Origin of the sequence: Streptomyces sp. NPDC048506, assembly GCF_040651315.1 — a bacterium.
Lineage (GTDB): Bacteria > Actinomycetota > Actinomycetes > Streptomycetales > Streptomycetaceae > Streptomyces.
Genome location: NZ_JBEZIX010000029.1, coordinates 41,568 through 55,722, shown reverse-complemented (window position 1 = coordinate 55,722; position 14,155 = coordinate 41,568). Strand labels below are relative to the sequence as shown.

The window sequence follows — 14,155 nt, the reverse complement described above, 5'->3', positions numbered from 1 at the left end:
TGGCTCGGGTGCGCGGGAGGGCTCTCCGGTGTCACCCGGGGGAGTAGACGGTCTGGATCAGGCGGTTGGGCTGGCCCCTGCGGATGAGGACGCCGCGGCCGGCTGGCTGCTGAGAGGCGTAGACCCCGGGGAACAGTTGACCCTCGCCGCGGTCGCCCGCCATGAGGAGTGCCGAGGATCCCGATTCGCGCAAGCCCTGCACCAGGGGTTCGTAGATGCCGCGTGAGGCTCCTGCCACGCGGCGGGTCAGGACGAAGTGGAGGCCGATGTCCGCCGCGGAGGGAATATACGGAAGGAATGGTTCCAGCGGTTCCTGACCGGCGGTGGTGAGCACGTCGTAGTCGTCGACGAGAACCACGATCCGCGGACCGCCGCCCCAGCTTCCGGGTTCCAGGTCCTGGGGGCCCGCGGCGTCATCGGGCAGCCGCTTGTCCAAGACGGTGGCGATACCGGTGGCCAGGCCCGCGCACATCTTGGCGTTGTAGGCGTAGCCGCCGTTGAACTCCTCGGGGATGGCGCCGCGCAGGCTGCGCCGGGGGTCCATGACGGCGAAGACCAGCTCGTCCACGCCGTAGCGCTCGATGAGGCCGCCGGCGATGGTCTTCAGGAGATTCGTCTTGCCGCATTCGCTGTCGCCCATGACCAGCAGGTGCTGGTCATGTCGGAACAGGTCGAGCAGAACGGGATTGAGCGCCGTCTGGTCCAGGCCGATAGGTACCCGCTGGGGTTCGGCGACCGGACCCGGCAGGAGGTGAGGCTCCAGGAGGTGCGGCAGCACTCGCACCGGCTGGGCGACCTCGCCGCTCCAGGAGGCGCGGATCGTCCGGACTGTCCGCTCCAGGACGGCGCCGAGGTCCGCGGTGTCGGCAAGTCCGTCCGTACGGGACAGCGCCACCTGCGCAAAGAGTTTGCGATCGGTGAGCACGCGACCGGGCTCGTCGGGCGAAAGGGTCGCGGCGAGCTTGTGGTCGATGCTGGACTCGCTGGGGTCGTTCAGCCGCAGCTCGACACGGGTGCCGAAGTTCGACTGGACGGCGATGCGCACGTCGTTCCAGCGCAGCATCCCGGCCACGACGTGGATGCCGTAACCGCCACCGCGCTTGAGAATGTCGGAGATGCCGTCATCCAGCTCTTCGAAGTCGTCGCGCAACGCGCCGAAGCCATCGATGACGAGCACGATCTCGGCGGAGGCCAGCTGGGGCAGCCGGCCCGCCACGTGCAGGTCACGCAGCTGTGAGATGGAGTCGATGCCGTGCTCGCGGAAGAGATCCTCGCGGGCCGCGAGCATGCTCCGTACTTCGTCTACGGTGCGGGCCGCGCGCTCGCGGTCGGCGCGGCTCGCGATGCCGCCGACGTGCGGCAGGCCCGATAGTGCGGCCAGGCCGCCGCCGACCAGGTCGAGGCCGTAGATGCCGACCTCCTGCGGGGTGTGGGTCAGTGCCAGTGAGAGGACGAGGGTGCGCAGGAGCGTCGTTTTGCCGGATTGTGGGCCACCGATGACGGCTGCGTGGCCGCCCGCCAGCGTGAGGTCCAGGTACCACTGTCCTTGCCACTGACGGGTCGGGTCGTCGAGCATGCCGAGGGGTACCTCGAGCGGGCCGCGGCGCTTGGTCAGCTGCATCCCGCGCAGGCCGACGTCCAGGGGACCGGCGACCGTGTCGAGGCAGAGCGCGTCGGGCAGCGGGGGCAGCCAGATGCGGCGCACCGGTCTGGCGGCGTGCGTCAGCTGCTCCACCATGACACCCAGCTCCGTCGGCCCCATCTCGCGACGCCGCACCGCTGGTTCCGGCGTGCTCGGATCATCCGCATCGACGGTGCTGTTGAAGGTCTCGTAGGAGAAGGCGAGGGGCCCGGCGTCCTCTTCCTCCGAGCGCTGCACGGGGCCGCGATAGGCACCGGAGACGTAGCTCGCCTTGAAGCGGTCGTAGTGGCTGGTATCGACCTTGAGGTAGCCGAATCCGGGCAGCGGCGGCAGATGGAAGGCGTCCGCGGTGTCCAGCACCGTACGGGATTCGTCGGCGGAGAAGGTCCGCAGGCCGAGCCGGTACGAGAGGTAGGTGTCCAGGCCCTTGAGATGACCGCTCTCGATCCGCTGGCTGGACAGCAGCAGATGCACCCCGATGGAGCGGCCGATTCGACCGATGGACAAGAACAGGTCGATGAAGTCCGGTTTGGCGGCTAGGAGTTCACCAAATTCGTCGATGACGACGAACAGATGCGGCAGGGCCTCCAGGTCGGGCCGCCGGCTGGCGCGCAGGGCCGCGTAGTCGCCGATGTCGGCGACGTTGCCCGCGTCCTTGAGGACCTGCTGGCGGCGCTTGACCTCGCCGGCGAGCGAGGCGTGGACGCGCTCGACCAGGCCCGCCTGGTTCTCCAGGTTGGTGATGACACCGGCAACGTGCGGGAGATCGGCGAACGGCGCGAAGGTCGCACCGCCCTTGTAGTCGACCAGGACCAGGGCGAGGTCCTCGGGTGGGTGGGTGGCCACCAGCGCGAGGACGATGGTGCGCAGGAGTTCCGATTTCCCGGAGCCGGTGGCGCCGACGCACAGGCCGTGCGGGCCCATGCCGAGCTCCGAGGACTCCTTCAGGTCCAACAGCACCGGCTCGTGGGAGTCGTTGATGCCGATGGGGACGCGCAGGAAGGCACGTTCGCCGCGCGGCGCCCACAGGCGCGGGAGGTCAAGTTGTGCCACGTCGTCGACACCGAGCAGCTCGGCGAAGTCGACGGGCCCGGTCAGCGGCGCGTCGGTGAGTGATTCGGCGGACAGCCGCAGCGGTGCCAGCATCCGGGCCAGGCCCTCGGAGAACGGGATGGCGACCTCGTCCACAGTGCCGTGCGCGCTGACCGGCTCCTGCCCGCGCAGGTCCTCGATGACTATCTGGTCGCCATCGAGGGTGATCCGGACGGCGACATGCCCCGGCTCCTGCACCCGCTGCTCAAGCAGATAAAGGACGGTGACACCCATCTCCCGCAACCCGACCGCTTCGTCAGGACGCGGCAGGTCCACGGCGTCCTCGCCGTGTCCGTCAGCGACGACAAGCAGCCGCGATGTCATGGACAAGGCGTCATTGTCGGCCAACCCGCGGCGCACCTCGGCCGCATAGGACGCTCGGCGGCGCAGTTCGGGGCCGAGCTGTCGAGCAAGCTGCAGCGCGGAGGGGGCGATACGGCGAGCGGCGACCGGGCCATCGAGCTGCTCGGCATCGAGCAGATGCGGCATCCACTTCGCCCATTCCCAATCGGCGAGCCGGTCGCCGGGCACCGCGAGCGCCATTGCCACGTCGTCGGGGGCGTGCAGGGCCGCGGTCTGGACGAGCAGAGCGCGGGCGACGCGCAGGCAGTCCTCGCGGGGGCCGATGACGCTGATGTTGCCGACGCGGTCGAGCGGGACGGTGAGGGGGAGTTGGGTGCCGGTGCGGAACCGCCCCATCAAAGCCGACGCCTCGTTGAGCATGAAGCGGTCAGGCGGGGTGAGGACGGACGAGCTCTGCTGAGCGATCTGCAAATCGCGCACCGGCATCTCGCCCGTGCCGACACGTACGCGCAGGAAGTCGCCATCGATACGACGGCGCTCCCACAGGCGAGCCGGATCACGCACGATGTCATACAGGGCAGGCGGCGGCGGATTGAGGACCTCGGCGCGCTCGCGCCGCGCGCGCTCCTCGGCAGCCAGCTCCTCGCGCAGGTCCTCCAGATAGGCGAGATACGCCTCGCGCTGGGTGCGCCGGGTGCGTTGGGCCTTGCCACGCTGGGAGAAGACGAGCGCGACGGAGCCGATGACGGTGACGACGAGGATGATCGCGCCGAGCCCGGCGAACTGACTGTTGCGCACAACCGTCATCATCACCACGGAGGACATGACGCCGGCGACGGGCAGCAGCGACATCGCGATGTTGCCCGCCTTCCCTTCAGGGAGGTTGGGCGGCGCCTCAATGATGCGCGCCTCGGGGGTGGCCGGAGGCCGTGTGGCCCTGGCCGGGCGATGTATCAGTCGGGTACTCATCGTCGTCCGTCATTCACGGTCGGGCTCGGCATCTGTTCAGTGACGCTTCTAGGAGAGGGAGAGTTGGAAGACGTCCGCAGCGAGGCGGGCGGCGGCTTTCCTAGTCGGGTGCGCGAGCATGGTGGTACGGATCGGGCCACCGCCTGCCAAGTGCCGGTCGTACGGCAGGACCTGGACGCTAGCCCCGGTGGTCCTGAGCTTCTGGGCCGCCTCGTCGAGGTCGAGTCCTGAGTGGGGCATCATTTCGGTGAGCACGACGACCGTGCCGGCCATTACATGGCGGGGCAGTCCCTGCATCCACTGGAGCACCGAGTACGTGCTGGTGATGCCTTCCGGAGTGGCGGGGGTGGTCAGAACACGGCCATGGGCGGCGGCGAGTGCAACACGGGCAACTTCCGCGGGGAGCGTCTCGCAGTCGATGACCATCACACCGAAGTAGCGCCGCAACGCAACCACGGCCCGCTCGTATGCCCGGCTGTCCAACATCACGCCGATCTGGCCCTGGCTCGCGGGCAGCAGCCAGGCGTTGTTAGGGAGCTGGACGAGATAGCCGGTCACGTCAAGCAACGACATATTCGGCTTGACGATGTCCGCGATATCGCTGGTGGTCCAGCGACACGACTTGGCACCGAGCCGCAGCGGCAGCGAGCCGAGCGCCGGATCGGCCTCCAAGAAGAGGACCGGGTCTTGCCGGTAGTGCGCGTACGTGGCGCCCAGGAGCGTGGTAACAGTCGACTTCCCGGATCCGCCCCGAATAGAGGTGACGGCGATCTGCCGGCCGGTCGTCACGGGCTGCTGGAGCATCCAGGCAGTGCGGGTGATCTCGGCGACCTCACGGGCGGCTGAGGAGGAGAGCGTACGGCGCACCGCGCGTACAGCACGCGCGGCGAAGGGCTCACCGTACAGCGGCTTGAGGCGCACCGCGTCGTCCAGGCCCTTGTCCACCACCGGCGGGGAGTCAGGAGTGTGGGCGATCGGAGCCCGTTGCGTCTGTTCCTGGTACGCGGCCGGCTGCTGCTCCCCGCCCTGATAGCCCGCCTGATGCTCCTGCCCCTGGTACGGGTAGGCGAACTGCCCCGGCGTAGTACCCGCATGGGTGGTGATCGGCGGCTGGGCGCTCTGCGAAGGCAGGTCCGGATCCTGCGCGGAAGCGCGGTGCGCCTGCCCGTCGAGGCTCGGCGCACCCTGCTGGACGCCGCCTCTCAGGTCGCGCAGCACGTCACCCTGCCAGCCGTCTCCGTTCGGCATACCTGCCCTTCACCCCCACCCTGCTGCCCCGCCCGGAGCGCCTGTACGTCGACTCAGAACTGGTTGAGCAGTTGCCCGTATACCCCGAACACACCGAAGACCAGCGGGAAGAGCCCCACCATGCCAACGGACTCGACCAGATCGCCCATACGCCGCAGCCGCACCTGCACATGCTCGGGCACCTGCACCGCCAAGACGACCAGCGGCAGCGCCGCAGCCACACACAGCACGGCCAGGGGCCCGGCACCGCCCGCATGTTCCATCCACACCATCACCAGGCGCACCACGAGGCACGACGCGGCGATGAGGAGCGCAACAACCTCAGCGATCAGCGGGAAAGCTCGCGTCCTCGACGCAAGCACTACGACGATGAGCGATGCCAGCGCCACGGTCCATATGGTCGGCTTCTCGGCCAGAGTGAGCAGCCAGCCGGCAGAGGTTGCCGAGACCGCGGTGACGATCGTCGAGAGGGCAAGGCCGCGGTGTGTCCCCGCGAGCGCGGTACCCACCTGGTGACGGCTGACAGAGATACCGCCCGAGCGCCGGTCATCGAGCGCGGTAAGCCCCGACGCCATCAGGGCAAGCCGCGGCAGCACACCGAGCACCACCAGCGAGAAGACAGCCATGACGGCACCGAGCCGGGCCGGATCACCCTGAACAGCGGCAACCGCTTCCCACACGGCGGCGATCGTGGCCGTCGTCACGGCGCCAACGAGCCCGCCCTTGCCAAGCGGCGAGAAGTAACCGAGGAACACAAGCGTCAAGACCAGCGCACCCGCCACGCCGGCGAGCCGCGCGGTACCCGGCCAGCCGTACGCGTCGGCGGCTGTCCACGCGATGAGAACGCCAAGCCCACCGGAGGCGACCAGAAGCGCGGTCGCCAGACCCCGGTTTCCTCGTCCTATCCTGGCGACGAGCGCACCGGCCGCCAAGAGCACGAGGGCGACGGCCGAGAGAACACCGACGAGGGCGCCGAGCGGGAACTCACGACGGGCGAGCAGCGCGGCGGTCACTGCGAAGGCGACGGTCGCCGCACCCGCGCTGGCCCGGCGTGCGACGGGACGCCAGCGCCAAGCACGCAAGTCGAGGTCGTTAGCCACCTGATCGGTGACATCGTGTACTACGGGAGCGGGCGGCGCAGAGTGCGTCGTGACAAGCCGAAGTACAGCGCCGTCGGCTATCCCGGCCGACACCAGCGTGCTGTCGTGCGGCAGGACAGAGCCATCGGACGTAACCAACTGCCGCGCCATCGGACGGGATGCGGGCCGATCGCCCAGCAGCTGCAATACATCCGGGAGCAGCTGCCCCACAGGCATGTCGGAGCGCAGGACGACGTCAGCCCGGCGTCGCTCGCCAACCAAGGTCACTCGGCTCAGTTGCGCCTGGGAAGTCGTTGTTCTGCTCACCACTTACGGGAACCTATCATCGCGGCGTTGACGAACCCTCGGGCCAAACTGGACAGCTGTGCTGCAGACTTCCATTCTGGCCCCGCGTCAGGGAACCCCTCTCCCACGACGGGGAGCTCTTCGCGGATTTGCCAGGAACGCTGCAGACTCTGTCCGAATCCAATCTGTGGACTTCTAGGGTTTCGCCGATCTCGTCGACTGCTCGTACTGCTGCATCTGACGCTGCTGCTTCTCCTGCTCAGCCTTCTGCTGTGCCAGCGTGTGCTGAAGGAACGACCACCCGACACACCCCGCACACAGGACAGCCGTGATGGCGATCCCCGCGAACACCTTCCCAAGGCGCTCGTCTGCGGTGCGCCGCCCCCGTTGCGCGCCGAACAACAGGGCATCCCGCAACCTGCGCCGACGTACCGCCACCGACTCCAGCAGCTGACTGTCGTAATCCCGTGCCATCTCCCCGTCCGTCGCCTCGATCGCCCGCGCCTCAGCCGCGGTTGATGAACCTCGACCATATGCGGCGATGCGCTGACAGCCACCCCGAGGTCCTCCCACATGATGGCGCACTTCTGAGGCTGCCGGAGCAGTCGGCCCATCGGCACCTTGATATGCCGTGCGTGCGCATACGGTCCCTCACTACGGCGCCTGGCTGACGCGCCCAATGCCCAGCGACCCTTGCGTGCCCGGATTGACGAGACCCTTGTTCGCTGAGCAGCCCTGTCGGCCTCGGGTGCCACACCAGGGACGGGCTGCGCTCGACACCAAGGGCGGGTACTCCTGCAGGCACGGGGGCCGCACCACCGTCTGTGTGCCGTCGTCGACTGCCGCTCACCCGCAGGCGCGCAGAGCGTGCGACCAGACCACAGCGACAGAAATCTCTCGGTCAGCTCACGGAAGAGCCACCGTTCAACTGCTCGCCGGAGTTTGCGCCATAGGGAGGTACAAAGTGAAGGTGGAGCCGCGATTTGGCTCACTCGTGGCGTGGATCTCACCGCCCAGCAGCCGTGCCACTTCCTTGCAGATCGAAAGCCCCAGTCCGGTACCGCCATACTTGCGGCTGGTGGTCCCGTCTGCCTGCTTGAAGGCTTCGAAGATGACATCCATCTTGCCGGGATCGATACCGATTCCGGTGTCGGCTACGGAGAAGGCGAGCATGTCGGCATCTGGGAAAGGTAATGAACCCCACTCCAGCAACAGTTTACGGATAGCGACCGGGACATCGGCCCCGGCCTGCCGTATGACTAGCTCGACGGTACCGTCGTCGGTGAACTTCACCGCATTGGATAGCAGGTTGCGCAGTACCTGCAACAGCCGTCGTTCGTCGGAGTGCAGCACCTCAGGAAGGTCCGAGGACGCGCGTACGAAGAAATCGAGCCCCTTCTCGGCGGTCAGAGGCCGGAACGTCGCCTCGACATAACCGATGAGTTGCGCTAATGCGATTCGGGTTGGAAAAACGTCCATTTTCCCGGCCTCGACCTGCGACAGATCGAGAATATCATTAATGATCTGGAGGAGATCGGACCCGGCTCCGTGGATGGTTTCAGCGAATTCCACCTGCTTCGGGGACAGGTTTCCTTCGGCATTATCGGCCAGTAGCTGAGAAAGAATCAGTAGCGAGTTGAGAGGGGTGCGCATCTCATGGGACATGTTCGCCACGAACTCTGTCTTGTGGCGCATGGCTACCGCGAGGTACTCGCTGCGCTCTTCCAGGACCTGCCGTGCCTCCTCGATTTCGTGGTTGATCACTTCGATTCTTTGGTTCTGCGCACGCAGTTGCTCGGCCTTCTGCTCCAGTTCAGCGTTCGAAGATTCCAGGTCGTTTTGTCGCTTCAACAGCTCGTCGCCACGATCCCTCAGCTGTTGAGTCAATTCCAGTGACTTAACGAGTTGCGACTCGGTCTTCTCGTGCTCTATCACCTGTCGGTGACTCTCATCAATCAGGGTGGTCACGTTGGCTGGGATATCTTGGGCGCGCTCACTTAACCAACCCTGAGCTTCGGCCACGCGCTGCGCCGAGAGGAGATCACCTTCGGCGGCTCTTTCTTCCATCATTGTCAGCCACCTCTGGAAGTCCGCATCGGCATCCACCCAGTTGCTGAGCCTTCGCCACTCGCGAATGAGCGCCTCATGGGCGATTTCAGCGGTACCTGGACCGTGCGACCCCAGCACGACGAGGCGGTGTTCCGGGGCCGCCAATTCCTGAGCGACGTGCCAGTCGTGCTGAAGGTGATCTTGATATGCCGTGGCGCGCACTGCATCAGCGGCCCCGCTGCGTGCTCTCACCAGCGACAGCAGCACGCGGCGGATGCGGTCCTCTTCCAGGCGCCGCGCCAGCGAGGAGAAAGCCTGCTCAGCATGCCGGTTCAGCGCCCCCGTGACACCTCCCACGCTGTGATAGCTGTCATAGGTGATGTGATGCTGCCTTTGCTGAGGCCAAAGTTCAGTTAAGGCGAACTCCAAGAGTGGTAGACCGCCGGGCCCCTTGCTTGCGTCAGCCGCAATCATTTCGGGCAGCCGTTCGGCGAAGGTGACTCCCGTCATCCGCGCCGGCTCAACGATCACCCGAGTCATTGCTGTCTCGTCCAGAGGCGAGACGTTGAGCTGTCGGTCTTGTAGGCGCGATCCAATGTCCGGAAGATTCAGTAAGGTGGGTAAAAAGTCAGATCGCAATGTGCACACCAGGCGCACGTTCGGAGTGTGAGGATACTCCTGAGGAGGTAGAAACCTTTGCAGAAAGTGCAATGTTTCCTCTGCCTCCCCGTCTATAGAACTGAGAAGTTCTTCGAACTGATCAGCAACAAGAATGAGCCGCTGATTCGATGCGAGAGCAGTCTTCGCCGCAACGTGCCAGAACCCCTCCTCGCGCAGAATCTCCGCCATGCCATCGAGATCCTTTACCCGGTCGCGCCCGGAACCTTCGACCTCCAATAGTGCACGGGAAACCGCATAGAACGGAGAAGAGCCGGGCCGAAACGTGACTACTCGCCACCCCTCAGCTTGCAATGCAGGCTTTAAACCGGCTGCTACAAGGGACGTTTTCCCCACTCCAGAGGGCCCCGTCACCATGGCCAAAGGCTGCGCCTTGACCATCTCGTGCAGGCGGGACACTTCACTCTCCCGCCCGACAAAGAGACCAGCTTCCGCGTCTTCCGGGGTGAAGGCATGGAGGCCGCGGTACGGACAGGCGGGAAGCATGCTGCGCCCAAGCACCTGAGGCCAGGCCGCTGCCACCTCCGCTGCCGGAACGGCGTACGCATCGCCGGCAGTCTCGACCCGACTGGCCACCGCGAGCATGGCTACAACAGCATCGCCCCACTGGTCCCGGATCACGACCGGAGCGCCACTGTAGCCGGGCTGCACCCTTAACGCTGACTCCGATTCCCTATCCAGTTGGATCATGCCGCCGCCAACGGCCCCACGGAGCAAGCAACTGCTCCAGGCGCCCGTCGCCGGTCGCGAAGGACTTGAGGGATATCCAAAGACGTCGGCTTCGTCGGCGCGACTTGCAGGAGCATCCAAGAGCCGTGCTGCGCCGGCGCCGGCTGGCAACGGCTCACCCCCAACCATCACCAAGCCGGCAGTATCACGCCCAGATTCCCCATCGCCTGCTGGCGGATCCCAGGCGTCGATCCGGCAGTTCCGCAACGGTGCGCCTTCGGCATCGCCGAGCAACACGAACTCAACCTGGACTCGCGCATTGGCATTGGGGCGGGCTCTGGTGGCCTTGTCCCGGCCCAGAGCCACGTTCACTACATGGGCACACGTCACAATGTGCTTCTCACCGACGACATAACCGACGCCCGCAGCTTGCCCGCTCGCGCTCTGTCGGATCTTGACGATGAAACCTTCTCGCGTCGCTGACACCGCTTTAGCTGGCGTCCGCCGTGCGCGCCCACTTGAGGCGAACGGCGAAATTCACTTCCGCTGTTCCCTTCGCGATGATCACCGAGGTGTCGCCGCCCACCTTGAGCCCGAACTCAACCTCGGCCTCATCGGGGCCCAGTTCCCGCAACGTATCAACCACCCGGGCAAGTGTCGGCCGGACCTGGGCCATGGCATCGTCCAAAGACACGCGCGCCCGGGCCACCACACCAGCGTCTCCCGCTGCAAGTTCAAGATCTGAGCCGACGAGTTCGACGTCAGTCTCGAACACCGTGGGTTCTTTGTCCCCATCATTCAACGGTACTGCGATAAGTCCCATACTCCACATCCCTGTTGGGCGACGTCCGCGCGCTGCCACTGCCACCACTGGCTGATGATCAGAGTAGGCAGCACTGGACTTGGGCGTGGAAGGTTCAGCCAAATGGCATCGTCGCGGCGACCCAGAACAAGGACATGCGTGTGGAGAGGCGGCACAAGCAGGCCCGACAGTCGCCGACGTCACCCGTCTTGCGCGGCCTACGTCGAAGACGGCGAGAGGGCATCGTGGGCAAGGAGCCCGGCCTGGGGCGGCATCTTGCGGTGATTCCGCAACTTCGACCGTGCATGAGGCCGAACCTGCCCGTCACCACAAGGCCGGTTACGTAGACAGGCGTGTCGGAGGGCGCCAGCGCGGTCCCAGCGTCGTGTCCACGAGGGGAGGGCGTCCCCGGGGGCTGCCATCGTCCATCGCCCGCGTCCCGATGCCGGGCTCGAAAACGCTGGTCAGGCCGCTCCGAACCGAAGGCTTCCCAGGGATTTTTCAGGGACTTTCAGCTCTGCCTCAGGGACTTTCCAGGGACTTTCCGCGGAGTAAGCAGGACAGGCCCTGACAGCCCTGAAAGGTGCAAAGTGCCTGGTCAGAGCCAGTTCCTTACCAGTTGGCGACGCTCATCAGGCCGTGCCCCTGTGCAGGTCACGTCGGCCGGGCACAGCTGCATGGACGAGGGTCCCGTGAGAGGTGTAAGTGTCACCCGTCGGCAGCCCCCTGCTGGCGCTGCTCCGGATGAACTCTCCCCGGAACAGCGCCAGTTGGCGGCATCGCCGCACTCGTCAGTACGAGTAGAACCCCGACCCCGACTTCCGCCCCAGCCGGCCCGCGTCGACCATGCGCTGGAGCAGCGGGGGAGCGGCGTAGAGCGGCTCCTTGTACTCCTCGTACATGGACGCGGCGACCGAGGCCACGGTGTCCAGGCCGATCAGGTCGGAGAGCTTGAGCGGGCCCATCGGGTGGGCGCAGCCCAGTTCCATGCCGTTGTCGATGTCCTCGCGGCTGGCGATGCCGGACTCGAACATCCGGATCGCGGAGAGCAGGTACGGGATGAGCAGGGCGTTGACGACGAAGCCCGAGCGGTCCTGGGCGCGGATGGCGTGCTTGCCCAGGACGTTCTGGACCAGTGCCTCGGAGCGCTTGATGGTCTCCTCGCCGGTGGTGAGCGCGGGGATCAGCTCCACCAGCTTCTGCACCGGGGCCGGGTTGAAGAAGTGGATGCCGATGACCTGGTCGGGCCGGGAGGTGGCGACCGCCAGCTTCACCAGCGGGATGGACGAGGTGTTGGAGGCCAGGATCGCGTCCGGGCGGGTCACCACCTGGTCCAGCACCTGGAAGATCTCGGTCTTGACCTGCTCGTTCTCCACGACGGCCTCGATGACGAGATCGCGGTCGGCGAACTCACCGAGGTCGGTGGTGAAGCTGAGCCGGTCGAGCGTCGCATCGCGCTCCGCGACGGTGATCTTGCCGCGTTCGGCGGCCTTGCCGAGGGAGTTGGTCAAGCGGGTGCGACCCAGCTCCAGAGCCTCGCCGGTGGTCTCGGCGACCATCACGTCCAGCCCGGCGCGGGCGCAGACCTCGGCGATGCCTGCGCCCATCTGGCCGCAACCGACCACTCCGACGCGTGCAATGTCGGCAATTGAGTTGGTCACCTCGTGCCTTTCGCTGATCTTCAGGGCCGGCGGTACGCCGTAAGGGTCCGACGCCCGGCCTCGGCCCCGACGTTACTCCGCGCGGTGCTGTGCTCCGGGCGCCGGGGCGGGCATTCTGAAGTCTCAGGACGGGATGAACCGGACAAGCTGGGGACTTTTGATGAAACGGATCACACGAAGGGGCTTTGCGGTGGCCGCGCTCGGCGCGGCCTCTTCGCTGCTCACCGCGGGTGCCGCGGTGCCGTCGGGCGGCACGGAGCGCCGCGAGATGCGGGGGGTGTGGCTGGCGACCGTCGGCAACCTGGACTGGCCGTCCCGCGCCAAGCTCACCCCCGCCGAGCAACAGCGCGAACTGCGCGCCCACTTCGACACCGCCGTCCGGCACCGACTGAACACCGTCTTCCTCCAGGTGCGCCCCACCGCGGACGCCCTGTGGCCCTCCCGGTACGAGCCCTGGTCGCAGTACCTGACCGGGCAGCAGGGCCGCGACCCGGGCTGGAACCCGCTGGACTTCGCGGTCCGCGAGGCGCACCGGCGCGGTCTCGAACTGCACGCCTGGTTCAACCCGTACCGGGTCGCCAACCACACCGACCCGGAGCGGCTGTCCCCCGACCACCCGGTGCGCCGGCACCCCGACTGGGTCGTCCCGTACGGCGGCAAGCTCTACTACAACCCCGGGCTGCCGGAGGTCCGCGGGTTCGTGCAGGACGCGATGCTGGACGCGGTCGAGCACTACCCGGTCGACGGGGTGCACTTCGACGACTACTTCTACCCGTACCCGGTCGCCGGCGAGAGCTTCGACGACGACGACGCGTTCGACGCGCACGGCGGCGACTTCGAGACCCGGGGCGCCTGGCGGCGGGACAACATCGACCGGCTGATCCATGAGACGGCACGGCGGCTGGACCGGGGCGGACGGCAGGAGGGGCGCCGGGTGCGCTTCGGCGTCAGCCCGTTCGCGGTCTGGCGCAACGCCGCCAGCGACCCGCTGGGGTCCCGCACCCAGGCGGGGGTGCAGACCTACGACGACCTGTTCGCCGACACCCGCCGCTGGGTGCGCGAGGGGTGGCTCGACTACGTCGTGCCGCAGGTCTACTGGCCCCTCGGCAGCAAGGCGGCCGACTACGCCGAGCTGGTTCCCTGGTGGGCACGGACCGTCGACGGCACCGGCGTCGAGCTCTACATCGGCGAGGCCCTCTACAAGCAGGGCGACGCCGAGCCGGCGGCCTGGCAGGACCCGGCCGAACTCTCCCGGCACCTCACCTTCGCCCGCCGCTACTCCCAGGTCGGCGGCCATGTCTACTTCTCGGCGAAGGATGTGGCCAAGGACCGGGTGGGCGCGATGGCACGGGTCGTGCGCGATCACTACGGCGGCGCGGCACGGCCGTGACCGGCCGTCCGCGCGGCCGCAGCGGGATCCGTGTGCGGTTCCCTACCGGCCGGGGCCGACATCGGAGGCCTTGGCGTGCTGGACGACCGAGTCGGGGCCCGGCGACATGATCGTCTCGTGCCCCTCGGCGTCGCGGATGCGGTAGGGCGGATCGCCGTTCGTACCCAGTACTTCGATGATTTCGACGACGTGGTCGCGATGCCCGACGGTCCTGCCGTGCACCACCAGCCGGTCGCCCTTGGTCGCGTGCATGAGCGGTCCTCCCCG

General features: G+C 66.9%; 8 protein-coding genes and 2 pseudogenes. 1 reads left to right on the top strand and 9 read right to left on the bottom strand.

Going from position 1 to position 14,155, the window contains the following annotated elements; all coding sequences use genetic code 11:
• Window positions 1–31: 31 nt before the first annotated feature.
• The 8 genes and pseudogenes from eccCa to AB0C96_RS23520 form a co-directional block, all read right to left on the bottom strand.
• A complete protein-coding gene (gene eccCa / locus AB0C96_RS23555; RefSeq protein WP_362919678.1) occupies window positions 32–4,006 on the bottom strand; it encodes a type VII secretion protein EccCa in 3,975 nt (1,324 codons plus the stop codon).
• 48 nt (window positions 4,007–4,054) lie between these two features.
• Entirely contained in the window at window positions 4,055–5,254 is a 1,200-nt protein-coding gene (locus tag AB0C96_RS23550) for a MinD/ParA family protein (RefSeq protein WP_362919677.1), read from the bottom strand.
• 53 nt (window positions 5,255–5,307) lie between these two features.
• Window positions 5,308–6,663 (bottom strand): type VII secretion integral membrane protein EccD, encoded by a 1,356-nt coding sequence (gene eccD, locus AB0C96_RS23545; RefSeq protein ID WP_362919676.1) that lies wholly within the window; start codon window positions 6,661–6,663, stop codon window positions 5,308–5,310.
• A gap of 171 nt (window positions 6,664–6,834) precedes the next feature.
• Complete coding sequence (locus AB0C96_RS23540; RefSeq protein ID WP_362919675.1) at window positions 6,835–7,113, bottom strand: hypothetical protein; 279 nt, start codon at window positions 7,111–7,113, stop codon at window positions 6,835–6,837.
• 474 nt (window positions 7,114–7,587) lie between these two features.
• Window positions 7,588–8,643 (bottom strand): annotated as a pseudogene (locus tag AB0C96_RS23535) (ATP-binding protein); the annotation flags it as partial.
• Window positions 8,644–8,748: 105 nt separating this feature from the next.
• Window positions 8,749–9,852 (bottom strand): annotated as a pseudogene (locus tag AB0C96_RS23530) (ATP-binding protein); the annotation flags it as partial.
• Between the two features lie 673 nt (window positions 9,853–10,525).
• The gene (locus AB0C96_RS23525; RefSeq protein WP_362919674.1) at window positions 10,526–10,810 is read right to left on the bottom strand and encodes a CU044_2847 family protein; all 285 of its coding nucleotides are present in this window, start codon (window positions 10,808–10,810) and stop codon (window positions 10,526–10,528) included.
• Window positions 10,811–11,628: 818 nt separating this feature from the next.
• Window positions 11,629–12,486 carry a 3-hydroxybutyryl-CoA dehydrogenase gene (locus tag AB0C96_RS23520; protein WP_362919745.1) on the bottom strand — a complete coding sequence of 286 codons (858 nt, stop codon included), beginning with the start codon at window positions 12,484–12,486 and terminating at the stop codon, window positions 11,629–11,631.
• Between the two features lie 172 nt (window positions 12,487–12,658).
• On the opposite strand from AB0C96_RS23520, the gene AB0C96_RS23515 reads away from it, so the two are divergent.
• Window positions 12,659–13,888, top strand: a complete 1,230-nt coding sequence (locus tag AB0C96_RS23515; RefSeq protein WP_362919673.1) for a family 10 glycosylhydrolase — start codon at window positions 12,659–12,661, stop codon at window positions 13,886–13,888.
• 42 nt (window positions 13,889–13,930) lie between these two features.
• Here the strand turns inward: AB0C96_RS23515 and AB0C96_RS23510 are convergent, their stop codons facing one another.
• Entirely contained in the window at window positions 13,931–14,140 is a 210-nt protein-coding gene (locus AB0C96_RS23510; RefSeq protein WP_362919672.1) for a DUF1918 domain-containing protein, read from the bottom strand.
• Between the last annotated feature and the right edge of the window lie 15 nt (window positions 14,141–14,155).